Source organism: Paenibacillus sambharensis, assembly GCF_003233845.1.
Lineage (GTDB): Bacteria > Bacillota > Bacilli > Paenibacillales > Paenibacillaceae > Paenibacillus_I > Paenibacillus_I sambharensis.
In genome coordinates, this window is record NZ_QKRB01000050.1 from 1 (window position 1) to 23003 (window position 23003).

Consider the following 23003-nt stretch of genomic DNA (forward strand, 5'->3'; position numbering starts at 1 on the left):
TGAACTGCACCCCGTCAAGTAGACAGTACAAAAAATAAAAGTTAGTTAAACGGCCTTCGTCCTGAATTCTATGGGGCTGAGGCCGTTTAGTTTTGCCTGTAACCGTTCATTATTGTAAAAGTGAATGTAGTCATCGATATCCTTCTTTAGTTCCTCATATGTGCGGTAGGTATGCAAATAATACTTCTCACATTTTAGGGTTCCCCAGAAAGACTCCATCGGACCGTTATCAATGCAACGGCCCACTCGGGACATACTCTGCGTCATATTAGCCTTGTCCAGCATTTCTTTGAACCTCAGTGACGTGTACTGGTAGCCACGGTCGCTATGAATTAAAGGCTTGCTATTAGGGGCTGCCTGTAAAGCCAAATCCAACGTTTGAAAGACGAGAGGATTATTATTCGAGTGACCAAGTACATAAGAAACAATCGATTTATCATGAAGATCGAGGATGGCACTTAAATAAGCCTTCTGGCTATTGCCATACTTAAACTCCGTGACATCTGTAACCCACTTTTCATTCGGCGCTTCCGCTTGGAACTTGCGGTTAAGCACGTTCTCAGCTACCTGCTGCGGCGTAGAACGCTCATACTTCTTTTTCTTTCTGCGGATGACGGACTGGATTCTCTTAATCCTCATCAGTCTTTGCACTCGCTTATGATTAATCGGATGTTGCCATTCTCGGCGCATATGTAACGTTAATTGCCGGTAACCAAAGGTGCCCTCAACTTTCTCGTACATGGACATCATCATCTCTGTCAGCTTTCTATTCTCCAGCTCACGTGAGCTAGGTGTTCGATTAAGCCACTTGTAATAGCTCGACCTCGGAATCCCAGCAACGCCGCATAAAAGCTGTATGGTCATTGACTCTGTGCGCTGGACAGCTTGAATGGCAAGGTAGATGTTCTCTTGCCGATGTTGGCTTAGGGACACCTCCTTTCGAACTCCTGTAACTTTTTTAAGAAAGCATTCTCCGCCCGGAGTCGCTCGATTTCGTACTCCAGTTTCTTCATCGCGTACTTTTGTTCATCGACTTCCGTTAACTCTTCAGGCGCCTTGGCACGCCCTCTACCATCCTGTAAAGCATCCTGTCCGCCTTCTGCATACTTTCTCACCCATCCGTATACTTGCTGGTAAGAAACCTGGAATTGCATTGCTGTCTTCGTGTAGTCTTGTCCATTCGCAAGGCAATATAGGACGATGTCGATCCTCTCTTGCCATGTTGTCTTACGTCCCTTGGTCATAGCTGTTGTTCCCCCTGTACAGGCTTTTAAGCTGCTATGACCAGTATACTTCTTAATCCAATTGAAGAGCAGCGCTCGACAAGCGATCCCGTACTTATCGATGACTTGGTTCTGTGACAATTTCCCCTCCAAGTAATCCTTAACCGCTTGATGCTTCAGCTCTTCGGAATAACTACGGTTGTGTTTACGGACCTCTAGTCCCTCAGTACCATACAACCGATAACGACGTTGCCAATTCGCAAGCGTAGACATGGCAATGCCATACTTCTTAACAGTTGCCCTCACTCCAATATGACCAGCTTCGATCTCTTGAAGGATTGCCAATTTTTCTAAAGCGTTCAGTTTATTTCTAGGCATGAAAAATGCTCCCTATACAGTAAACAGGTTTTTATTTTTCACCTGTCTACCGTATGGGGAGCATATCAATCCCAGTGGCGCCATTCTTTATTTTCGTTCAGCTGCAATTTTCTTCAGCAAAATGTGGGCAAGAGAAAGCCACACGTACAGCCGTGCAGCACCTCAGCATACGGACCTACCCGCCTGAACGCAGAACCTGCAAATGTACATCCTTTTTCCTTCAACTGTAACTGGGTGTGCAAAATTCCTGCTAAAACGGCTAGGCCCCCTAATTAAACTGGAGCATTTACCAAGTCGAGGTATCAGGTAGGTTCTATGCAGATAGCTAATTAGACTGAAAGGAAGACATAAATATCCCCTTTTCTTATAATATATAATAAAACTATATAAAGCAGGTGTTCGTTTATCAATTAGTATGAAAGCTAGCCTTGCCTGCTTTATAAACTTAATGAAACTAATAATAACAATGAACCTATACATTACATTGAGGTGTACCCATGAATGTTGAATGGCAAAAGCTCTTCAAGAACAAGATGACTTATCTAAGCCTGATCGCTCTACAGGTCATTGCGCTTCTGGCTATATGGAAGGGAGCAGCCTATTTCAGTGAAGAATACGATCTGGCTGCGAGATTGTATCATGACTACCCGGATGCACTGGCACTGTTTTCATCCCATCAATACTGGGTTGGTCTATCAGACACATTCTTTTCTTCTTTCTATTACTTTGTGTTCCCCCTTCTCGTCTCTCTGCCTGTTGTAGATAGCTTTTACAAGGAGAAAGCAACCGGCTATCTTAATTTCGAGCTGCTTCGGGTAAGCCGGCGAGCCTATTTCGCAAAGAAGTTTCTTTTTGTGTTTGTTTCTTCTTTCTTTATATTTACTATTCCACTCGTCCTATCGATGTTGTTCGCAAATGCAATGAGCGGAAACTGGAATTTTGAAAGCTACTCGACGGCTTATAGTAAGCTGATTAACGGAACAGCAGCCCTTCCGGATACGAATATCTTTTTTTCACAGGAGAAGCTTTTATTTTCAGAACTATTACAAAGCTCTGTTTACCTGTATATTCTCGTCTACTATTTTATTGGCGGACTCTTTGCCGGGGTCTATGCATGCTTTGGGCTTGCCGTTTCTCTATTCCTTAACAATCGCTATCTAATTCTATTTATTCCAATGTCTATCTACTTGGGAATGTGGACTATCTTTACTCTTCTTGGATTGTTGGCATGGGATCCATTCAACTTTTTGGATCCGAGACAGCCTGTCTCAAAATTGTCTTATGCATCAATGATCGTTATGTTTGGTCTGCTTCTAGCCGTTACCATTACTACCTATTTCATAGGAGTGAAGAGGCAACGAGATGTATTTGCGTAAGGCAATGAACTATGCGATTCGGGATGTCGTCGACAAAAGAGTATATATCGCTTCGTTAATGATAGTGCTGCCTATAGTTAATCTACTGAGTGTCCTTCCCATTTCTACATTTACCGCGGCGTCTTGGTCATCCGTCCAAGATCTGATTCGATTACTAAGGTTTGAGTTCTTTTTTTGCCCTCTCCTCATTATCCTGCTTGGTTCACTATTAGAGCTTAGGGTATGGGAAGTTATAAGGAAATATGGGCGCCGAGTAGAAATTGGCATTCACCAAACCATTCTAATCTTTATCGTATGCGCTATATTTACATTTTGCGTGTTTACCTTTGCGGCTCTCACAGCTCTACTAGCGGAATACTTGCCGCTTAACGGTTCCAGATCGCCGTTTCTTCTTTATGCCCCAGAAGGAAGGAACGATGCTTCTATGCTGTTGTTTATGTTCTCTTTTTATTCCATCTCATCTTTAGTAGGTCTACTCTACTTTCTCGCCAGATCATGGTTAGACAATGGATTCTTGTCGGCCGTTGCGGTTATTTCTATGGTTGTGCTGGATCGGTTTACAATAGCTGTCATTCCGAGAGTGTTCAACTTAGGCCTTGCACCTCTTCCCTTAAAGGTGTTCGTTATTGCTCTTATAACGGCAAGTGCAATGGTCATGGTATGGATAACCCGGTGGCGCTTTAAATCAATAGATTTCAGTGGTTAGGGTGAGATCGTTTGAATCATATATTATCTGAGTACAGATTGTTAAAGAAAGAACTCTTCAAGGCTGGCTTCATCACGTTATTGATATCTGCTTTAATAAGTCTGCTATATGCGGCTGACGGAACTCTATACTCCATCCATTCGTCAAGCGAAGTAGTGCGACTGATATTTGGTTCAGTCACTCACACACCGTTGAATTGGGTTTACTGGATTATCTTGTGCGTCGCATACCTTATCATGCTGCAATTCATATGGAAATCCAATTTACATCTGTTTGAGATCCTTCAAATTTTGCGGTTCAGAAATATCTCACGGTACTGGATTTCAAAATTCCTTTACGGGCTTCTATTTACTATTTTTTATGTCCTGACTTTTATTCTCGCCACCTATATCATGTGTTATTTGTTTGGAGTAAGCATCGATATGGACAGTTATGTGACTTGGATTTTTCTATGTTTAAGTCTGAATTTGTACATTCATGCTTTACTGTGGTTGGCCATAAAGCTGTTTTTCTCCGTAGAAGCCGCCCATATTATGACTGTAGCCTTGTTCTATGCGGGTGTGCGGATTGTTCAGCCCTATGCGCCCCTTTACTACAGCATGTATGAACACATCAGCCCACAAGTCATGGTTGTATTCTTACTAGAAGCAGCCGCTATTGCGATTCTAGTTATGCTCATTTTATGGAGAGCTAAAAAAATTGATTATTTCTAAGGAGAATGAGTCCAATGTCTATTGCTGTAAGATTGAGTGGAGTAAGCAAAAAAATAAAAGGCAGAACGGTACTTGATAACGTAACGATTACTCTGGAAAAAGGGAAGGTGATTGGGTTTGTGGGCCATAACGGCTCGGGCAAGTCTATGCTATTTCGTATCATCACAGGTCTTGTAAAGCCATCCTCCGGGGAAGTGACCGTTCTTGGCGAAACGCTTAACAAAGAAGCTTCATTTGCAAAAAACACCAGCGTTATTCTAGAAAAACCTGGATTTCTGGATCATTATTCCGGGTATGACAATTTGAAGTTTCTGGCTGATATTCAAAAGAAAATCGGCTCACAACAAATTCATGCAGCGATTCAACGAGTAGGATTGGATCCGGCAGATAAACGTCCTGTAAAATCATACTCATTAGGCATGAAGCAAAAGCTTGCCATAGCCCAAGCTATCATGGAAGAGCCAGACCTTATTCTATTGGATGAACCTATGAACGGGTTAGATGAAGAGGCTGTAAGCAGAGTCTATTCTATTATTAGAGAAGAAATCGGTCGGGGAGCGACAATTTTATTGGCATCCCATCATAAAGTGGATATTGAAACGCTGTGTAACGAGGTCTACAAAGTGAATTCCGGAGTTGTTACTGGGGCAGAAAAATAATCTGCCCCAAAACTCTTTTATACGCTCATACGAACGACTCAGGGGCGGTTTCGAAAACTACTAAACCACCGTAACAATAATCGGCTTATCCTGCGTTATGATAAGCGTGTGCTCGTGCTGCGCGACGAAGCTTTCATCCGGGACACTGAGCGTCCAGCCATCAGGCTGCTCCAGCACATAATTTGTTCCTGTCGACAGGAACGGCTCGATGGTGATGACCATGCCTTCCTTCAGGCGGCGCTTGTCATGCTTGTTGTAGGTCGGCAGAATTTCCGAAGGCGATTCGTGGATAGACCGGCCGACGCCGTGGCTGCACAGATTTTGAATAACCTGATAGCCGCCCTTGGCCGCCTCCTCCTCAATAATCCGGCCAATCTCGTTCAGCCGTGTTCCATGCTTGAGCGACATGATCACCTTCATCATCGTCGCATGCGTATGATCGCACAGCCGGGTCAGATCCGGGTTAACCGGCTCCAGCTGGAACGAGTGGCCCGCATCGGCAAAATAGCCGCCCTTCTCCGCGCACACATCAACATTGACCAAATCGCCCGGCTCCATGACCCGGTCTCCGGGAATACCATGCGCCACCTCGCGGTTGATGCTGATACACGTATAGCCCGGAAAATCATATACCTTCTTCGGCGCCGATACCGCGCCTTCGCCTTCCATCACGCGGCGGCCGATCTCATCGAGCTCTCGTGTCGTTATGCCCGGCTTTGCGTGCTTCTTCATCTCTTGAATCGTCAAGGCCACAATCCTGCCGATCTCCTGTAAGCCTTTAATATCCTCTTCCGTCTGCACGATCATGCTGCAAACTCCTCTCTGCCCGCTGTATATCCCAGTATTTTACCATATTCATTCGATTATCAAAAAGACACCCTGCTCAGCCCGCAATTCATGCGGTCAGCCGGTTAGTTCGTACCGAGCTTGTAGATGGCCTTATTCTCCAGTCCCCGGATCATCGGCGTCCACGGCTCCGTCTCCGGCGTTGTGTCGAGGGCATCCTCCACCATCTGCAGCTTCGCATCAAGCGCGTCGATATGGTGGAGCGCAACCGCTTCAGCCGTCTGCGGCTGGACGGGACTTCCCCATTCGCCAAGATTATGATGGGACAGCACCAGATGCTGCAGCCCAAGGACGCACTCGGCATCCAGCGGTATGCCGCTGTGAATCGCCGCTTCTGTAATCCAGTTCGAGGCCATCGCAATGTGGCCGATCAGCTTGCCCTGCAGGCTGTATTCGCTGACGATGCCGAGCTGTGCGACCATCTCCTCCGGTTTGGCGATATCATGCAGGATAATGCCTGCCTTAATATAATCCGGCTTCAGGAACGGACGCTGCTTGCAGATGAAATCTCCCAGCTCAAGCATCCGCGCCATGTGATAGGCAAGCCCGGCAAAATACGCATGATGATGCGTCTTCGCCGCCGGATAATGCATCAGCTTTTCCTCTACCTTGCCTACACAGTAAGCCACAATCTGCCTGATCTGCTCATCCTGTATACTATTCATCGACTGCTTGATCGCATGCACAAGATCCACCGGGCGGATTGGCGCCGAGCGGATGAAATCCGTAATGCTCACATTGTCCTCGTCTGTCACCTTGCGAATTCGCGTTACCTTCACCTGAAGCCGTTCCCGGTACAGCTGCACAATGCCCCGTACCTTGACCAGCATCATCGGGAAGAAGGTTTCCTTGTCGGCCGTGCTCACATCCCAGTATTTCGCCGAAATCTGGCCGCTCGAATCACTCAGCACGATGTCAAAGTAATCCTTCGGAGGCGTCGCATTCGTTTGTCTAACGTCCAGTTCCTTCAATAAGTAAAAGCCCGTGAATTCATCCTGCGGGCTGAGCTGCTTAATCTCTGTCATGCCGGTTCCTCCCCACTATGGTAGAAACCATTATACTATGAAGTTCGGCCGGGGGCACGCGCTGCCGGGATTTGCCCATAGAAAAACGACCCGCCGCTTGGACAGGTCGCCTGGTGAAGCCATTCATTAAGGTAATAACGAAGCTTGCTGTATCTTATGGCTACTTGCCGGGTCCTTTACCACTATGCTAAAGCTTGCTGAACTGAAACTGAACCCTTCGTCTTCCGCGGCAGAACACCAGTCCTACAGCAGACCCGCCTTAATCAGTCCGTTGCGGATGCCGCCTTCATCAACATGCGTGGTCACATAGTCGGCGAATGGTATCAGCTCCGGATGCGAGTTGCCCATGGCGATGCCAAGACCAACGTACTCCAGCATCTCCTTGTCGTTCAGACCGTCTCCGAATGCCACCGCTTCCTCCTTGGAGATGCCAAGCACCTCCAGCATGGCTGCGATACCCTGCGCCTTGGAGCCGCCTGCCGGCAGCACGTCCATCGCCTGCGGATGCCAGCGGATCAGCTTCAGCTCGGACAGCAGCTCTTCGTACAGATGCTCCTCGCCTGCTTCACAGTGCAGGAACATCTGGAAGATGTCGTTGCTCTTCCAGAAATGCGGGTCATAGCCCGGCATATCCACCTTCAATGACATAACCGAATCCTTCATGAACGGATGCAGCTCCGCATCGGTGTAGTATTCATTTTCCCCCTGGAACACCAAGGAGTGGCCGTGCTTAGCCGCAACATTTACCAGTGCCTCAATGCTGCTTCGCGACAGCAGCCTTCTATAGATCGGGTCGCCCTTGTAAACCGCGTAACCGCCATTGAGGGTCACGTAGGAGTTAATTCCGAGACTCTCCGCCAGCGGCTTGATGAAATACGGTGCGCGTCCGGTCGCGATAACCGGCTCTATGCCTTTGGCCTTCAGTTCATGTACCGCATCCATCGTGTCCTGCGGAATCTGCTTTTCCTCGTTAACCAGCGTGCCGTCGATGTCGAAAAACACAATTTTGTATGCCATCTGCATTCTCCTATCCGTCTGCCGGCCTGATCTGCCTGCCAGCTTTGTCTGTGTGCTGCTTGTACATGCTTCCTATAAGTAAACACCGAAACGGAGCAGAAGGCAACTCACAGCGAAGATATCATGGTTAAACTGATATACGAGCGGCCGCCTCTGTACCCTTTTTAGACGATATATCGTTTAAATCACAAGTTATATACTACAGCCAAATAAACAGTAGGCCCCCACCTTGTTAAGGCAGAGGCTCATTATGATAACAATGACCATTTACGTATTACCAAGACGGACTGCCGTAGGCAGACCGTCCAACTCCGCAGCGCTCGTTCTACTCCGCAGTATCCTTCACCAAGCGCTGCTCACCCGGCAAAATAAACGGCACGGCATGAAGCACGCCGTCGCGGATTACGCATAGATTGTAGCCGATCCGGTCGACGTACCGGATCGATTCCTTGCCGCATGGCTCGAAGCCCACTGAAGCGCCCGGAGCCGTAAACGTCCCAACCCCGTGGAAGCTCCCGAAGAACGGATAATGAATGTGACCGGACAGCAGCCCTAACACATTTTTTCCCGCGATCGCCTCCGCCAGCTCTTCATGGTTAATCAGCCGATGCTCATCCAGCAGACCGCCTGCCGTCAGGCCCGCCGGATGGTGAAGCGCGATGAGCGTGCCGCCGGAAGCCGGCTCTTCCAGCACCCTGCGCAGCCAGCCCATCTGCGCCTCGTCTATCCGACCCGGCACCTCGCCCGGCAGCAGGGAATCCAGTACGATCAAGCGAACATCATCAATATCGACCGTGTAGTAGTATGGTTCTTCCCCCGCTTCACTGAGGAAGCCTTCGCGGAATGGCCCGCGCAGATCATGGTTGCCCAGCCCCGGATACAGCGGAACGCCTCCGAGCGCAGCCATCTCCTCATCCAGCAGCTGCCGCAGATACCGGTAGTCTTCCGCATCCCCGTCATGGGTCAAGTCCCCGCTCACCACGACGAAAGCCGGCTTGACCGGCAGCGTCCGGATATGCTCGAATACCCGCCTCATATTGGCCGCTGCCTCCACACCGTACATCGGCGTAAGCCCCGGCTTATTCACATGCGTGTCTGTCAGATGGATAAAATACAACTCCTTGCCGCTAACCGCTACCATGACAGCAGCCTCCTCTCCATTACTCCCTTAGATCTCCACTGCAGACTGCACAGGCCCTGTCTTCAGACAAAATCTCCGGATCGCCTCCACAACACCGTCTCCGTACCCCGCTTCACACACATAGTCCGCCTGCGCCTTCAGTTCATCCGGACTATTCGCGACAGCAACACCAATTCCTGCTGCCAGCAGCATATCGAGATCGTTCATCTGATTCCCGATTGCCATAATCTCATCCGGACGAATGTCCAGCCGCTCTGCCAGCCGCCGCAGCGCGGCCCCCTTGCTTTGGCCGGGCGGGATGATCTCCCAGTAGTTCACCTCTGACTGAAAGGTGGAATACTGCAGCTTCAGCCCCGGCTGATGCCGCTCCCAGAGCGGCCGGATGACGTTCATATTCCCCATCAGGATAACCTTCTGTACCCTTCCCACTCTCCACGATGCATCTGCCGTACGGTCAACAAGCGAGCAGGCAACCTTCTCCTTGGCCTCGTATGCGGCAACCGGCTCCGAAGCCCGGAACACCGAGACGCCGCCCTCCCCGAACATCAGCACATCCACCAGCTGCTCATCTGCTTCCTCAAGCAGTCCGGCCAAATCGTCCAGCATGAAATCCTGGCTCTCCACAATTTGTCCTGTACAGGCCAGAACCGACCCATTGCACAAAATATATGGCAGCTGCAGCTGCAGCTGCGTCTCGAAGGCCGCTGCCGTCAGGAACGGCCGTCCGGTTGCGAAGGTAAACAAGCCTCCCCGTGACGTAAATTCCTCCACAGCATCAATTACCGACTTCGAAAGACTGTGATCAGGCGACAGCAGCGTTCCATCCAAATCACTGACAATAAGGCGTATTGCACTCATGAATTCCCTCTCCCTGCTGCACATATATGTAATAAGTCAGACAACAGACAAAAAAACCCGGGCATCATCAGCGTACGGGTCTGCATACAGCATGCAGCATGCCGTTTTCACGACAAGGACAAGTACGAGGCAGCATCCAGATGCCTTCTCCATACAGCCTAAAGCCTGTCCCGCAGCGCTGATTGGTAGCTCCAAGGTTTTCTCATCGTCTCCACCTTAGGATTGTCAATCTCACGTCTTACCAGAATTGATGATGGCCGACGGACACGAAGTCCGCGTTATTATCCAGTGCTTCCTGAATCTCTTCTTCATAGCGGATCAGACCGCCAACGATCAAGGGCTGGCTGACCTTGCCTTTGACCTCTCTTATAATCCGCGGCATCAGGCCGGGCATAAGCTCCACTTCATCGGGCTTGCTCGTATGAATCATCCGGATTGCCGTCTCCACGGCTGCTGTATCAATTGCGAACACACGCTGAATGCTGCGGATACCCGCATTGCGTGCTGCTGCGACTGCGTTGCTCTTCGTTGTCACAATACCGTCCACCTTGAACGTCTGCGCCATGTACTGAATGGCGGATGTATCGCGGCCGAGGCCGTTAACCATTTCCATATGCACATAAACCTGCTTGTCCGCTTCATGCAGCTGCTTCACAATGGACGCCAGCGTTGTAATGTCCCCGGTCATCAGGTTGACCCGCCGGACGCTGCTTGCCAGCACCTTCTCAATCTGCTCCACTCTTGTAATCGAAGCGATGATCCTCTCTTTCATCCTGCACCTGCCTTCCTTGTACCGCCTGACTGTCTACTTAATGCCCGAATGGATGAAGCTGTTCATGAACTGCCGCTGGAATAGCATGTACGCAATAATCAGCGGTATGATGACGATGATCGTCGCCGCGGTCACTTCACTCCACTGCGCTCCCGTCTCGAACGACTGCGCGAAGATCGCCAGTCCAACCGTCAGCAGACGATTTTCCACCGAGTTCGTCACGATAAGCGGCCAGAGGAAGTTGTTCCAATGGTAGCTGACTGATACAACACCGAAGGATATGTACGCCGGACGCGACAGCGGGACATAGATTTTCCACAAAATCTGCCACAGATTGCACCCTTCCATCCGTGCCGCCTCATCCAGCTCGTAAGGCAGTGTCTTAAACATCTGGCGGAGCAGGAATACGCCGAAGGCGGAGGCCAGGTACGGCATCATGATGCCAAGCTTCGTATCAAGCAGCGACAGATCGCGGAGGGTCGTATAGTTCGGAAAAATTAGAATGTCCGCCGGAATCATGATCTGGGCCAGGAACAGAACAAAGACAAGCTGCTTGCCCCAGAAGTCAATTCGCGCGAAGGCGAACGCCGCCATAGTGGCCGTCAGGAACTGCACAGTGAAAATCCCTACTACAACGAGCAGCGTGTTCAGATAATAGGTCGAGAATGGTGCGCCCTGCCAGACATGGCTGAAGTTCGCGAAGGTAAAATCAAACGTAATCGAAGGCGACAGCGCCAGCTTCTTCGGTCGGAATGCCGTCCAGAATGTCCATACGAGGGGGATAAGCCAGATGATGGCCATCACATACATCAGGGTGTAGCTGATTTTCTTCGTCATGTATGGGCTCCTCCTAGCGGTAATGGATCTTCCGGTCCAGTCCGAAGAACTGAACGGCGGCAATAAGCAGCAGCAGCGCAATCATGACGGTTGTCAGTGCGGATGCCATGCCTTGATCCCAGAATTTAAACGCCATCTCGTACACATAGTACAGCAGCAGGTTGCTGGCATTGTCAGGCCCGCCCTTGGTCATAATCCAGAGATGGTCGACCAGCTTGAATGAATTGGTCAGTGCGATGATCGAGACGAACAGCGTCGTCGGCATCAAGAGCGGGAATGTAATCCGCCAGAACACCTTCCACTTGGGTACGCCGTCCACTTCAGCAGACTCATACATTTCCTGAGAAATATTTTGCAGTCCGGCCAGATAAAACAGCATGAAGTAGCCGGCTTCCTTCCACACCACCATGATGATCATGGCGATCATGACAAGGCTCTGCGAGCCCAGCCAGTTGATGTCCCCTACGCCAAAGTTCGCGAGAAAACGGCTCAGCATGCCGTAGCCCGGCGTGTAAATAAACAGCCAGATGTTGCCGATGGCAATCATCGGAATCAGCGTCGGGTAAAAGAACGCTGTCCGCACCAGCCCCTTGGCCCTGACAATCTTGTTGGCGAACACTGCCATCAAGAGCGCCAGCAGAATACTCGTCGGCACGGTGCCGACCGCAAACCAGATGTTATTCGTAAATACTTTCCAGAACACGTCATCTTCCATCATTCCCTTGTAATTGTCCAAGCCTATGTAGATGGGCTGGGGCGTGCTCAAGTCAGCCATGTAGAAGCTGGTCTTGAGCGCCCCGGCCACGGGGTAGAAGGTGAACAGAATGAGGAAGATGAGGGAGGGAAAGAGCAGCATCCAGGCGAATGCGTTCATCTTCAATTTGTTGCGTCTTGCTGTCTTCACAAGCAGCCCCCCTCAAATTCGTCCTTACTTATTAAATGGCGCGAGCACCTTGTCCGCTTCTTCCTGTGCCTTCTGCAGGGCTGCAGCCGGATCAGCGCCGCCGGTCAGTACCGATTGCAGGCTGTCGTTGAACGCCTTCACAACCTTGCCGTTGTTATGGGTGGACAGCTCGGCCGATGCGTACTGCAGCTGGTCGCGGGCAACAAGCGCCTGCGGGAACTCTGCGGTGTAAGCCTTCATTTTCTCCGTCTCATATGCGGATTCACGCGGGGCTACATAGCCTGTATCAATACTCCACTGCGCCATGCGCTCCGGCTCGGTCATGAACTTGATGAACTTCCAAGCCGCCTGCTGCTTCGCTTCGCTCGTACCCTTGAAGATGTAGAAGTTGCCGCCGCCGGTTGGTGTACCGTGCTGCTTGCTCGCCGGCAGGATGCTCACGCCGAAGTCGAACTGCGCGTTGTTCTTCACGTTCGTCAGGTTGCCTGTCGTGTGGTACATCATAGCCGTCTTGCCTTCGATGAAGTCGGATGGAACAGTAGCCCATTCAATCGAGCCCTCTGGCATCGCTTTATGCACAGCGGACAGATCACGCCAGAATGCAAGTGCTTCGACGTTCTCCGGCGTATTGAAGAATACCTGCTTGCCGTCGTCAGACATCAGATTCTTGCCGTTCTGCAGGGCGAAGGTCTGGAACATCCAGTACTGGAAGCCGGTTGTCGGAATCTCAAGACCCCACTGGCCGTCCTTCGTAAGCTTCTTCGCATAGTCAGCCAGCTCATCCCAGGTCTTAGGCGCCTTCTCCGGATCAAGTCCAGCCGCCTTGAAGGCTTCCTTGTTGTAGTAGAGAACGATCGTGCTGCGCTGGAACGGAATACCCCATGTCTGGCCGCCCGTCTGGGAATTGGCCATGAAGCCAGGGTAGAAGTCATTAATATATTCGTCGCCGCCGTCTGCAGCGATCATGTCGTCAAGCGGAACGATTGCGTCCATATCAAGCAGCGTGTACAGCTCTGTGCTTAGCAGAACCGCTACATCCGGCGGCGTCTTGCCTTGTACGGAAGCCTGCGTCTTGATCATCGTGTCGTCATAGCTGCCCGTGTAGACAGGCTTGACTGTGATGTTCGGATTTTCCTTCGTAAAATCAGCCGCCATCTGCTCAATGATCTGCGTCAGCGGGCCGCCTACAGCCACGGGGTAGTAGAATGTCAGCTCCACCTTCTCATCCGTGCTTGCCGCTCCTCCGTTCTCGGCAGCCGCCGGCTCGTTCGAGGCTGGTGCCGCACTGCCCCCGTTATTCGCCGTGTTCGAGGAACAGCCCGCCATGATCATGATGCTTGCGAGTACTAACAGAATCGCCTTCATTTTTGAACGCATGTTTTCTCTACTCTCCTTTGGTTTTGATCGTGCAAATGTATATAACACGGGTCAGTCCGTTCCGGCTTAATGCCGATGCCCGGATACCCGGTGTTAACGATTGATGAACGCCGCCTGCGGAACCCCGGCCAAGCCGAACACCGTGCCGGAAGCTTCAAGCAGTTCGTCCGGTACGCACAGGTGCTTGTCCTGTGTGCTGGTCATGCCGCTCCCGCTAGTCGCTACGAGTTCTTACTATAAAGACTGTTTATCAGAACAGATGCGAGGAAATGTTTACGTATTGTAAAAGTTCCAGGCCCCTGCTGGCTGCAGGAGCGCACGCCAAAAACCCTGTTCGAAGAAGCCTCCAGCTTGTCCAGGGACAAAGCCAGGCTGTCATCAAACAGGGTTTTCTCATCATCTCAACCCGTACATTTGTATGCATCTGTTAAAGCCATTATAGGGTTGCAGCGTCAATTCAGTATCAAGCAGATGTTATGATTTTGTAAATTCTTGTCGGTTCGTGGCGAGTGATAAATATGTGATTATACTGCCACTAATCCAATTAGCCGGCTGAAAACCAAGCTAGGTCGGATCGGACCAGGCCAGACGCAGCGCGAAACTCCATGGGATTCCTGCAAAAGTGCATCCTTTTTCTTAGCCAACATTTGGAGCAGCGGAATTCCTGCAAATGTGCATCCTTTAACTGGCGGAAAGCTCTGACAGGCTCGCTAATGAGGTAATTCCTGCATTTTTGCAGGCATTTATACGAAACCAGCCTTCCTGTCGCAAAATACCTGCACTTTTGCAGTTATTTCCCCAGTCTCTTCTGCGCCCACGGACAATACTAACTACCACCAGCCCACTAGCCCCTTCTCCTGCTCCCGCAGCAACAACTAATTACCGCCGGCCTAATAGCCTCTCCTGTCTCCCCGACAACAATAGCAGCCACTAGCCTAACAGGTTAGCCTCTCCCGCCCCCGCAGCAACACTCGCTGCCACCGGCCCACTAGCCACTTCTCCTGCTCCCGCTGCCCGCTAACAGCCCACCCACTAGCCCTTTCTCCTGCCCACACCGACAACACTAGCAGCCTCTTGCTTACCGGCCTCTCCCGCTACCACTAACAGCCGCTAGCCCACCAGTCTTTTCTCCCGCTCCCCGCTAACAGCTAGCCCATTAGCCTCTCCCGCCCCCGCAGCAACCACTAGCAGCCACTAGTTCAGCCCGTAAGCCGCCCAGCGGTCGAGGTCGATTTTGACCATGCGGTCCATGATGTAGGCTGTTGTATAGCGGTACTTGTTGGCACCCGATTCCAGCAGTACGTACAGCTCGCCATTCACCTCGGCAATACCTTCTGACATCGGTACGATAACGGCTTGGCTGTTCGTAGCCTTCGCTGACTGTCCGTCCAGAAACCATACCGGCACCTGGCTTCCATTCAGCGTAACCGACGTATGCGGCGTCTCCTTCAGCGGATTGTCATAGCGGTACAGAATGCTGTCATTCGCCCGGCCGTAGGATGTGCTGAGAATGATGCCGTCAGTCCCGACCGAAGCTCCCTGCACCTTCCCGATGGTAGACAGGATATAATCCGGATTAGCACCCGCGGACGGCTCGTCCGTTAGCGCGTCCAGCTTGTACCCCAGCATCCAGGCATGGTTAATGTTTCCGTCGCGGTTGCGCAGATGGTGTGACGAATCAGTCGGGTAGCTCTTGGCTTCATAAAACTCTCCCACCCACAGCACGCCATCAGAATAGGTGTTGTACGCCGCCTCCACCGGAACCGGGAAGCGTCCTGCAAACCGGATATCGCTGCCGTCAGCCGCCTGAACAATATCCTCCAGCTCCATCTTATACAGGAACTGCTCCGAGCCAATCCACACATGCTCGCGGCTGATTGCGACACCCCCTGCATGACCGGTGTAAGGCGAACCGTCTTCGTTGTACAGATGAACAGACTTTATATGAGTACCTTTAGCAGCACAAATGATCGAGAGCGTGCCCGGCCTTCCGTCGTCCAGGTAGCTGACCATCAGCAGCCACTCACGCTCCGCATCATAGGCAAGGCCCTGCGGTACAATGTCTTGGGCAAGTCCAGGTATGACGGGCCCTTCCTCGCTGATGTCCCACAGCATCTGGTATCCCGCTGCATAAGGATTAACCGCCCGCTCCTGCTGTGTGATCACCTGATGGGCCGGAGTGGCAAGGACTGCCCCAGATTTCCCTGACACATTTCCCGACGTATCAACCGCAGCTACCTCAAAGCTGTAGCTTACGCCACCGGTTAGTCCATACACCGTAAACTGCCGTTTCGAAGCCGGCACCGTATATTCCAGCTGCCCGTCACGGTAGATGTGATAAGCCCAGATATCGGCTTCACTGCCGGATGTCCACTCGAGATTCACCTGGCCAGCCCCTGCCTGAGCCGAAAGCACAGGTACCTGCGGAGCCTGCTCGTCAAGCTGCCGCTTCGGCGGCGTCTGTTCCTCCAGCGCCCAGCCCGGTGTAGGCTTCTCTCCAGCTCTCAGCAGTCTCATCTCACGGGTGCCGTCTGTCGGATAGCCGTAAACAATGGATTTTCCATCCGTCACTTCTGCTCCTGTATAACGGGCCTTAGCCGCTTCTGCACCGCTTGGGTCAAATACCGTCACCGACTGCGTGCTGCTGTTCACCAGCCCCCCGATATCGTCCAGCTTCAGCATCCGGTCTTCCGTTACATGCTTGCTCGAGTAGGAAGCGTAATAATAGCTGTTAAAGCCCTCCAGCGTAAGCGATGCAATCTCCGCTCTTCTGGTCCAGAACACAACCGTGCTGTATGGTGCCACCTTGAACGTCTCGGTTATGGTTTTATTCCAGCTGCCTGAGGTGATACGGTATCCTTTCAGATCCACTTCATGCGGACTCGCGTTATACAGCTCAATGAATTCGAAAGCATCCAGGCCGGCATAGTTGGCTGTGTTCGGAATGAGTTCCGTAATGAGCAGATTGGCAGGTGCTGACGGATCATTCAGCTGCTCAGACACCAGAGCTCCCGGGGTCGGCGCTTCGTTGTTCCGCAGCTTGACAGCCTCATTAGAACCGCCTGCGGCACTGTAAATAACACTCCGTCCGGTTATACCGTCAGCTTCACCGTCATTAATCAGCGCCGAGCTGATCAGCGCTCCGCTTGATCCGGCAATGCCGACCTTACGAAGCAGGCTGTCGTGCAGCCCCTGCGCAGACGTCGTAAGCTGGATCTCATACACCTGTTCCGGCCGCAGGCTGGTGTCATAGGCTGCATTGAAATCCGTCAGGGGCACATTCGGATAGTCGTATTTTTTCAGCCATAGAACGAGCGCACCCTTCGCCGGGACAATCGCATTCCCAATCGTCCACCGGTTCGCGGGGCTTTCCATATTACTTGTAAAATACTGCAGCTGATAGCCGCTCAAGCTGATGGCCTGGCCGGTTGTATTGTAAATCTCTACAAACTCGTAAGGCTGGCCCTGCCCTTCTGACTTCGGCACAATCTCTGTGATGACCAGCGTTGGTGCGGCAGCCGCTTCAGCTGCGGCGGCACGGTCTGCTTCTCCCTGCGGAATCAGCTGGGTCACAAGCAGCGTCAGCATGACTGCCCACACGGGCATTTTTCTCCACAACTTACCTGCGGTCCTTGTCATTAAATCCCTTCCCATCCTGTACAAAATCAACTAAGGGAACAAGCTCCATGTCTTGGGCACAAAAAAAGAGAAAACCGCTGTCTGTCCGAAGAGCTCGCCGCTCAATCGGTTCAAACAGGGTTTTCTCATCGTCTCAACCCGGGTTCCTTCAGTTGTTACAGCAAGTATAGGGAGGAAAGGTCAACGCATCATTAATGAGAAATTTAGATTGTGTTAATTAAAACAAATATTCATTAGCAGCGAGCAGAGCACTGCCGCGGCCTGGTTAATTGCGCCATAAACGAGCGGCGACATCCCCTTCGTCCATCCACTCAACGTAAGCTGGAATAATCCAAGCCGGGGCACACCTGGCCGGAACGCTAATATTACGCGGCATCTGTCTATGCTTTCACCCCGGTCACCGTACTGTTCACTGTTCTTATATGCACACCTGGGGATTCTTTCAGCTTCCTTAAGATGCACAAAGAAACAGACTGCAGTGAATGGCTGCAGTCTGTTTCCTTCTAGTGTGGCTATTCTATTGTTCATCCTTGCAGCGCGAGCACAGTCATGCCCACAAATAGCAGCAGCGTGTAGAAGGACAAGAGCAGCGATACGGCGGGCAGCTTAACCGGAATACGCTTCTGCGGCTCCAGAAGCTGCTGCAGCCGGTAGTTAATCGCACCATCTGTACTGGCAAAACAGACGGTGACCGGCGCAGTCCCGGCCGCTCTCGGCCTTTCATGAATCCGCACCAGCTTAAGAAGCGCGCTGCCTATTGCCCACTCGGAGCCCGTCCGGCGGATCGCATAGCTGTCTGCCTGCAGCTCGCTTAGAATTTTCACATTCTCGTAAGCCCACTTCGTGAGCGGGATGAACCACAGCGTCTGTGCAATCAGCTGAAGCAGGAAGATCCGCAGCGGATCATTTTTCAACCGGTGATAAGACTCATGCTCCACTACCGCCTGCAGCTCATCCCGGTCCAGCATATCGAGCAGGCCGCTGGAGAGCACAATAACAGGCTTCCAGAATCTCATCGTGAAGGCCAGCGGCTCCGCATGGCTGATGACGATAAGCTGTCCTTCATTCAACCCGCATGCGCTGCTGACACTGCTGCTGCGGCCGGCATCATACAGTGCGCTAATATGCCTTCTGAACCCGCGGGCACTTCTGTACTGAACCGAAATCCTGAACAGCGTATGTATGACGAGGTAAACAATAAAGAATTGCACAGCGAACAGAGCGAGCGAATAATAGAACGTATGCTGCCTAAAGAAGCTCGTGCAGAATTCGAATACGTTGAACATACGGAGGTTCACGCCGAAGAACAGATGCGCCGCATACATCCCAATCTGAAACCAGACGACAATCGCAACAGCCAGGCTGAGCCCGAAGGTCAGCATGGCCTGCTTCCGAAAACACTGCTCTCTCATGGGCTGTCCTTCTTCAGCTTCTGAATTTTGTCCTCCAGCTGCGCCAGCAGCTTCTGGTCGGCATGGTCAAGTGCGTCAATCATATGCGTGATCACGACTCCTCCGAATTCGTCCAGCAGATTCCGGGTCAGCTTCCTTGACTGCTCCCCGATGAATTCCTCTCTCGTCTGAACAGGACGGAACAGCGACAGCCGGCCCTCCGCTCTTTTCCGCAGAATACCTTTGTCCACCAGACGGTTCATAACCGTCATCACCGTGTTGAAGCTCAGTGCCTTCTCTCGGTCCAGCCGCTCCTGCACCTGCTTGATGCTGAGCTCGCCCGCATCCCACAGGTAATCCATAATCTTCGCTTCAAGGGGCCCGAAGAAGCGGTTCAGGCCTGTCTCGCCATACTTATATGATTTAATGTCCATTATAGTCAACCTCCACTACACAGTATAGTGCAGCGGGCCTGTATCTTCAAGCCTTGGACACTGTATATACGGCTGCATGCCGCCGCTGCCCTTAGGCTTGCGCCTTATTAAGAATCAGCTGAAGCTGGACCTTCACATCGTTTTCCGTCTCTACCAGAACCTGGTGCGGATTCTCCATCCCGAAGTCTGCGAAGGTCACCACCGTACTGCCTTCCATCTTGACCTGCCCCTGCTCATAAACAGCCTTGCTGTCGAACACAACATCCTTCGTGATGCCTCTCACCGTCATTGTGCCCTTCATCTGAAATGGTACCGGCACGCCCTCCTGCCACTGCTCCGGAAGCCCCTCGAATGCCGCTGCCTCGAAGGCCGCCTCCGGGTATTTGCCCGTATCGAGGAAACGGTCGCCCTTAATGTGATCGTCCCGCGTAGGATTGCCGGAATCCACACCGCTGAGGTCAATTTTCCCCTCGCCCTTCATCTGGCTGGCATCTCCCATATCGATTGTCCAGCTTCCTTCGACATTTCCGAGCGTCATATTGACCGGTTCCTTGGACGTCTTCAGCGACAGGTAGACTTCCGACTCCTCGGCCAGCTGCCAGACACCATTCAGCTGCTCCGCCTCCACTGCTTCGCCGGATGCAGCAGCTGCTGAGTCCGCTTTACCGATAACCTCCCTTACTTCCACATGATTGCCTGTAAAATAATCAAAGGTCATATAAGCCCCACCCGCCAATACTACTGCTGCTCCAAGCGCAATCCATGCCGTCTTCTTCATTCTGATTCCTCCCCAAAATAGTAGCCGCCCTCGACACTACAATATGTAGTTTTATAGTCAAAAAAAATCTGTATCCTGCGTGCGTCCTCTCTTTCTGTTGTGTCGGTTGCAAATCAGGATTCCGGGATTCCATAACTACAAGTTGTAGTGCAAGTAAGCGGACTGAATAGCCATCAGTGTACCTGCCCATGCTGAAAGCAAGCTTAAGCGAACCTTAAAGGGATATTAATTTACTCGAATGTGGGTTTGGAACGAGGCCCGCCGGTCTTAAATAGGCCTGCGGGCCTGCCCTGCATCAGCTTCAGCTTTTGTCAGGAGATTGTTATTAAGCGCCAGTACACTAGTCAGTAAGCCGGCTGTCCCTATTCCTCAACCCCTCTTCTCGGGAAGAACCAGACCACCATGACTCCGCCAAACAGCAGAAGGAACAAGGCTCCCCAGAATGCTCCTTCAACTAAGGCCGCTGTTCCGAACAGAAGGCTTACAAGGCCTACCCACGTGCCGAACGACAGCCGAGCGTAGAACCAGACAGCTACCACAAACTCCGCGATGCCGCGCAGCTTTCCCCTGCCGCGCGACTGGTAGGCTGCCAGTATAACACTCCACAGCAGCAGAGCCGGGATTCCATAAATGAAGACAAAATAAAATAGTGATTCCAGCATGCAGCTTCACCTCTCTCACATTCAAGCAAGCCGGTTAAGGCCGCCTACGATTCCCGGATCGTGACCGTACTCCAATTCGTCCGGTAGAAGCGGATTGTTACCGCCAGCCCGAACAGAACGAGGTAGGAATACAGCGCAACCCAAGCACCGATGCTTCCCCATTTGAAGATAAAGATCGCAAGATACGCTGTCGGCACAAACACAAACAGGCCAAGCACGAACGAGATGATTAGCAGGAAGCGTGTATCACCGGTTCCTCGCAGGCCCCCGGCATAGATGTTCAGCAGGCCGTCGAACAGCTGCAGGAATGCCGAAATCATGATCAGCTGGCCGGCCAGCTGGTACACTTCTGGATCAGGCGTATAGATTCGGGCTATCGGCTCGGCGAAGAAAAACTCGACCACTCCGATAATAATCAGCAGCAGTGTGCCAACCACAGCCGTGTCCGTTGCAAGCCTTCGCCCTTCAAACGGCTTGCGCTGTCCGATCCGCTGGCCAACGAGAATGGTCGCTGTCGAACCGAAGGCAAATGCCGGCATAAAGCCGAGCCCCATTACACTGAGCGCGACTTCGTTAGCCGCAAGAGCCACCTCACCCAGCACAGCAACGAACATCGTAAACAGCAGCATCGAGAAGCTGAGGGAAAACTCCTGAACCCCCAGCTTGCCGCTTTCCTGCAAAATCAGCCTGGCCTCGCTGCGGTTCCAGGCGATTTTGGAACGTGTACCGTACACTGGGTGCAGACGGATAAAATAAACATACAAGCATCCCAGCAGCCCAACCGCTTCACCCAGGAAGAAAGCCCAGCCCGCCCCGGTCAGCCCGTAAGCCTGAAAGCCGAAGTGGCCGTAAGTCCAGGCGTAGGTGAAGAATACCATCAGAATATTGGATATGAGGGAAAGCACCATAGGCGTCCGGGTATCTCCAATCCCGCGGAAGAAGCCGTGGAACACGAAGTTCAGAATACCGCATGCCATTGCATAAAAGCGAATCTGCAGATATTCCTCGCCAGCCAGCAAGCCTTGAGAGTTCTCCCCGCCGATCAGACGCAGTATTTCCCCAGACAGGAAAGCACCAGCCAGGAATATGAGCACCGCCACAATGGAGGTCACATACAACGCGACATAGGTCCTCTCGATGCCCCGCTTCATATCCCCCGCACCGAAGTTCTGGGCAACGAGATAGTTAACACTGTGCCCGATGCCCGAGAAGATTGCCCAGGCATTATAGATAACAATGTTGGCGACACCGACGATTGCAATTGCCTCGGCACCCAGCTTGCCAATAATAATCAGATTAAGTGTACCCGAGAGCGTTATCATGGCAAACGATATGACGGAAGGCAGCGCGAGCGACAGAATCAGTCCCCAGTTTGCCGTAATTTTTTTCACCTTTATCATGCCTTTCATCGAATATGTAAGCATTCCGTAAGATAGTTGGACGCACCTCTCCCATTTTACGATGACAGGCACTTAAAAAGCTACACGGCCTGCCTATAGATATTATAGATAATAAAAAAGCCTGCGCCTATGATCAGCGCAGGTGGTTGCAGGGTAAGGCACCGGCGGCAAAAAGTAAGCGCCGGATCGAACAATATAATTCGGTCACTTCCCTATAAACATTTGTGTCCAGTGGTTGCCTTGTTCGCAGTAACCGACACCAATATGAGTGAACTCGGCTTTTAAAATATTCGCCCGGTGACCGCTGCTATTCATCCAAGAATTCATTACCTCTCGTGGGGACCGCTGCCCTTTGGCAATATTCTCACCGGCGGTTCGGTAGGAAATACCGAAGGCTCTTATCATATCAAATGGTGATCCGTAAGTAGGTGATTGGTGACTGAAAAATCCTTTTTGCGCCATATCGCAAGACTTCACTCTGGCGGTTCTTTGAAGTTCCCAATCCATCTGCAAAGGCCGGAGTCCGGCTTTGGACCGCTCTTGGTTCACGATCGTCACAACTTGTTGTTCGATATTTTTGGTTTGGTCAATATTCGGTACGTTGACTTTGTCGCCCGGATAGATCAGGTTCGGATTTTTAAATTGAGGATTGGCGCTGATAATTTCGCTTACACCGATCTGATATTTTACAGCGATTTTCCAAAGAGAGTCACCCGGTTGAACTATGTAAGTGTCGGTCTCCGCATTTGAAACGCTCGGCAGCAGCATAAAAACAGCCATTGCCAAAATTAAAATCCGTTTCACAGGTTCCATCTCCTTTTCCCTTCTTAAGATATTAAGATATCCGGCAAGCGGAGTTATTATCGG

The 23003-nt window shown here is 51.5% G+C and carries 20 protein-coding genes; 3 read left to right on the plus strand and 17 right to left on the minus strand.

Going from position 1 to position 23003, the window contains the following annotated elements:
* Positions 1 to 45: 45 nt before the first annotated feature.
* Positions 46 to 1601, minus strand: a protein-coding gene (locus DNH61_RS16170; protein ID WP_111145361.1) for an IS3 family transposase whose coding sequence is annotated in 2 segments (ribosomal slippage) — positions 46 to 971 and positions 971 to 1601 — 1557 coding nt in all. Because the reading frame shifts where the segments join, the coding sequence is not laid out codon by codon here.
* Between the two features lie 497 nt (positions 1602 to 2098).
* Here DNH61_RS16170 and DNH61_RS16175 point away from each other — a divergent pair.
* From DNH61_RS16175 to DNH61_RS16190, 3 genes are all read left to right on the plus strand, one after another.
* Entirely contained in the window at positions 2099 to 2977 is an 879-nt protein-coding gene (locus DNH61_RS16175) for an ABC transporter permease (protein WP_111147727.1), read from the plus strand.
* A 1128-nt stretch (positions 2978 to 4105) separates the two neighbouring features.
* On the plus strand, positions 4106 to 4396 hold the full coding sequence (locus DNH61_RS26115; protein ID WP_146241055.1) for a hypothetical protein: 291 nt from the start codon (positions 4106 to 4108) through the stop codon (positions 4394 to 4396).
* Between the two features lie 14 nt (positions 4397 to 4410).
* Entirely contained in the window at positions 4411 to 5055 is a 645-nt protein-coding gene (locus tag DNH61_RS16190; RefSeq protein WP_111147730.1) for an ABC transporter ATP-binding protein, read from the plus strand.
* Between the two features lie 60 nt (positions 5056 to 5115).
* Here DNH61_RS16190 and map read toward each other — a convergent pair whose 3' ends face one another.
* From map to safA, 16 genes are all read right to left on the minus strand, one after another.
* Entirely contained in the window at positions 5116 to 5862 is a 747-nt protein-coding gene (gene map, locus DNH61_RS16195; RefSeq protein ID WP_111147731.1) for a type I methionyl aminopeptidase, read from the minus strand.
* 104 nt (positions 5863 to 5966) lie between these two features.
* Positions 5967 to 6926 carry a 3'-5' exoribonuclease YhaM family protein gene (locus tag DNH61_RS16200; RefSeq protein WP_111147732.1) on the minus strand — a complete coding sequence of 320 codons (960 nt, stop codon included), beginning with the start codon at positions 6924 to 6926 and terminating at the stop codon, positions 5967 to 5969.
* A 243-nt stretch (positions 6927 to 7169) separates the two neighbouring features.
* A complete protein-coding gene (locus DNH61_RS16205; RefSeq protein ID WP_111147733.1) occupies positions 7170 to 7943 on the minus strand; it encodes a Cof-type HAD-IIB family hydrolase in 774 nt (257 codons plus the stop codon).
* Positions 7944 to 8268: 325 nt separating this feature from the next.
* Positions 8269 to 9084 carry a metallophosphoesterase family protein gene (locus tag DNH61_RS16210; RefSeq protein ID WP_111147734.1) on the minus strand — a complete coding sequence of 272 codons (816 nt, stop codon included), beginning with the start codon at positions 9082 to 9084 and terminating at the stop codon, positions 8269 to 8271.
* A 27-nt stretch (positions 9085 to 9111) separates the two neighbouring features.
* Positions 9112 to 9942: a Cof-type HAD-IIB family hydrolase gene (locus DNH61_RS16215; RefSeq protein WP_181438741.1), complete on the minus strand. Its 831-nt coding sequence runs from the start codon at positions 9940 to 9942 to the stop codon at positions 9112 to 9114.
* Between the two features lie 238 nt (positions 9943 to 10180).
* A complete protein-coding gene (locus tag DNH61_RS16220) occupies positions 10181 to 10714 on the minus strand; it encodes a glycerol-3-phosphate responsive antiterminator (protein WP_111147736.1) in 534 nt (177 codons plus the stop codon).
* Between the two features lie 33 nt (positions 10715 to 10747).
* Positions 10748 to 11551 (minus strand): carbohydrate ABC transporter permease, encoded by an 804-nt coding sequence (locus tag DNH61_RS16225; RefSeq protein ID WP_111147737.1) that lies wholly within the window; start codon positions 11549 to 11551, stop codon positions 10748 to 10750.
* Positions 11552 to 11564: 13 nt separating this feature from the next.
* Positions 11565 to 12425: a carbohydrate ABC transporter permease gene (locus tag DNH61_RS16230; protein ID WP_111147766.1), complete on the minus strand. Its 861-nt coding sequence runs from the start codon at positions 12423 to 12425 to the stop codon at positions 11565 to 11567.
* Positions 12426 to 12479: 54 nt separating this feature from the next.
* Positions 12480 to 13832: an ABC transporter substrate-binding protein gene (locus tag DNH61_RS16235; RefSeq protein WP_111147738.1), complete on the minus strand. Its 1353-nt coding sequence runs from the start codon at positions 13830 to 13832 to the stop codon at positions 12480 to 12482.
* Positions 13833 to 15026: 1194 nt separating this feature from the next.
* Positions 15027 to 17432 (minus strand): lamin tail domain-containing protein, encoded by a 2406-nt coding sequence (locus DNH61_RS16240; RefSeq protein WP_181438742.1) that lies wholly within the window; start codon positions 17430 to 17432, stop codon positions 15027 to 15029.
* Positions 17433 to 17995: 563 nt separating this feature from the next.
* Entirely contained in the window at positions 17996 to 18883 is an 888-nt protein-coding gene (locus tag DNH61_RS16245) for a M56 family metallopeptidase (protein ID WP_111147740.1), read from the minus strand.
* Positions 18880 to 19296: a BlaI/MecI/CopY family transcriptional regulator gene (locus tag DNH61_RS16250; RefSeq protein ID WP_111147741.1), complete on the minus strand. Its 417-nt coding sequence runs from the start codon at positions 19294 to 19296 to the stop codon at positions 18880 to 18882. Before DNH61_RS16250 ends, DNH61_RS16245 begins: the two co-directional genes overlap by 4 nt.
* A gap of 91 nt (positions 19297 to 19387) precedes the next feature.
* On the minus strand, positions 19388 to 20074 hold the full coding sequence (locus tag DNH61_RS16255; protein WP_111147742.1) for a YceI family protein: 687 nt from the start codon (positions 20072 to 20074) through the stop codon (positions 19388 to 19390).
* Positions 20075 to 20436: 362 nt separating this feature from the next.
* Positions 20437 to 20736 carry a hypothetical protein gene (locus DNH61_RS16260; protein WP_111147743.1) on the minus strand — a complete coding sequence of 100 codons (300 nt, stop codon included), beginning with the start codon at positions 20734 to 20736 and terminating at the stop codon, positions 20437 to 20439.
* A gap of 44 nt (positions 20737 to 20780) precedes the next feature.
* Positions 20781 to 22127 (minus strand): MATE family efflux transporter, encoded by a 1347-nt coding sequence (locus tag DNH61_RS16265; RefSeq protein WP_425452259.1) that lies wholly within the window; start codon positions 22125 to 22127, stop codon positions 20781 to 20783.
* A gap of 213 nt (positions 22128 to 22340) precedes the next feature.
* A complete protein-coding gene (safA, locus tag DNH61_RS16270; RefSeq protein WP_111147768.1) occupies positions 22341 to 22949 on the minus strand; it encodes a SafA/ExsA family spore coat assembly protein in 609 nt (202 codons plus the stop codon).
* Positions 22950 to 23003 lie beyond the last annotated feature (54 nt).

What these genes read in the sequence shown, in the direction of transcription:
- DNH61_RS16175 (WP_111147727.1), top strand. Translation starts at nt 2,099, where the DNA reads ATGAATGTTGAATGGCAAAAGCTCTTCAAGAACAAGATGACTTATCTA.
- DNH61_RS26115 (WP_146241055.1), top strand. Translation starts at nt 4,106, where the DNA reads ATGGACAGTTATGTGACTTGGATTTTTCTATGTTTAAGTCTGAATTTG.
- DNH61_RS16190 (WP_111147730.1), top strand. Translation starts at nt 4,411, where the DNA reads ATGTCTATTGCTGTAAGATTGAGTGGAGTAAGCAAAAAAATAAAAGGC.
- map (WP_111147731.1), bottom strand. Translation starts at nt 5,862, where the DNA reads ATGATCGTGCAGACGGAAGAGGATATTAAAGGCTTACAGGAGATCGGC.
- DNH61_RS16200 (WP_111147732.1), bottom strand. Translation starts at nt 6,926, where the DNA reads ATGACAGAGATTAAGCAGCTCAGCCCGCAGGATGAATTCACGGGCTTT.
- DNH61_RS16205 (WP_111147733.1), bottom strand. Translation starts at nt 7,943, where the DNA reads ATGGCATACAAAATTGTGTTTTTCGACATCGACGGCACGCTGGTTAAC.
- DNH61_RS16210 (WP_111147734.1), bottom strand. Translation starts at nt 9,084, where the DNA reads ATGGTAGCGGTTAGCGGCAAGGAGTTGTATTTTATCCATCTGACAGAC.
- DNH61_RS16215 (WP_181438741.1), bottom strand. Translation starts at nt 9,942, where the DNA reads ATGAGTGCAATACGCCTTATTGTCAGTGATTTGGATGGAACGCTGCTG.
- DNH61_RS16220 (WP_111147736.1), bottom strand. Translation starts at nt 10,714, where the DNA reads ATGAAAGAGAGGATCATCGCTTCGATTACAAGAGTGGAGCAGATTGAG.
- DNH61_RS16225 (WP_111147737.1), bottom strand. Translation starts at nt 11,551, where the DNA reads ATGACGAAGAAAATCAGCTACACCCTGATGTATGTGATGGCCATCATC.
- DNH61_RS16230 (WP_111147766.1), bottom strand. Translation starts at nt 12,425, where the DNA reads ATGAACGCATTCGCCTGGATGCTGCTCTTTCCCTCCCTCATCTTCCTC.
- DNH61_RS16235 (WP_111147738.1), bottom strand. Translation starts at nt 13,832, where the DNA reads ATGCGTTCAAAAATGAAGGCGATTCTGTTAGTACTCGCAAGCATCATG.
- DNH61_RS16245 (WP_111147740.1), bottom strand. Translation starts at nt 18,883, where the DNA reads ATGAGAGAGCAGTGTTTTCGGAAGCAGGCCATGCTGACCTTCGGGCTC.
- DNH61_RS16250 (WP_111147741.1), bottom strand. Translation starts at nt 19,296, where the DNA reads ATGGACATTAAATCATATAAGTATGGCGAGACAGGCCTGAACCGCTTC.
- DNH61_RS16255 (WP_111147742.1), bottom strand. Translation starts at nt 20,074, where the DNA reads ATGAAGAAGACGGCATGGATTGCGCTTGGAGCAGCAGTAGTATTGGCG.
- DNH61_RS16260 (WP_111147743.1), bottom strand. Translation starts at nt 20,736, where the DNA reads ATGCTGGAATCACTATTTTATTTTGTCTTCATTTATGGAATCCCGGCT.
- safA (WP_111147768.1), bottom strand. Translation starts at nt 22,949, where the DNA reads ATGGAACCTGTGAAACGGATTTTAATTTTGGCAATGGCTGTTTTTATG.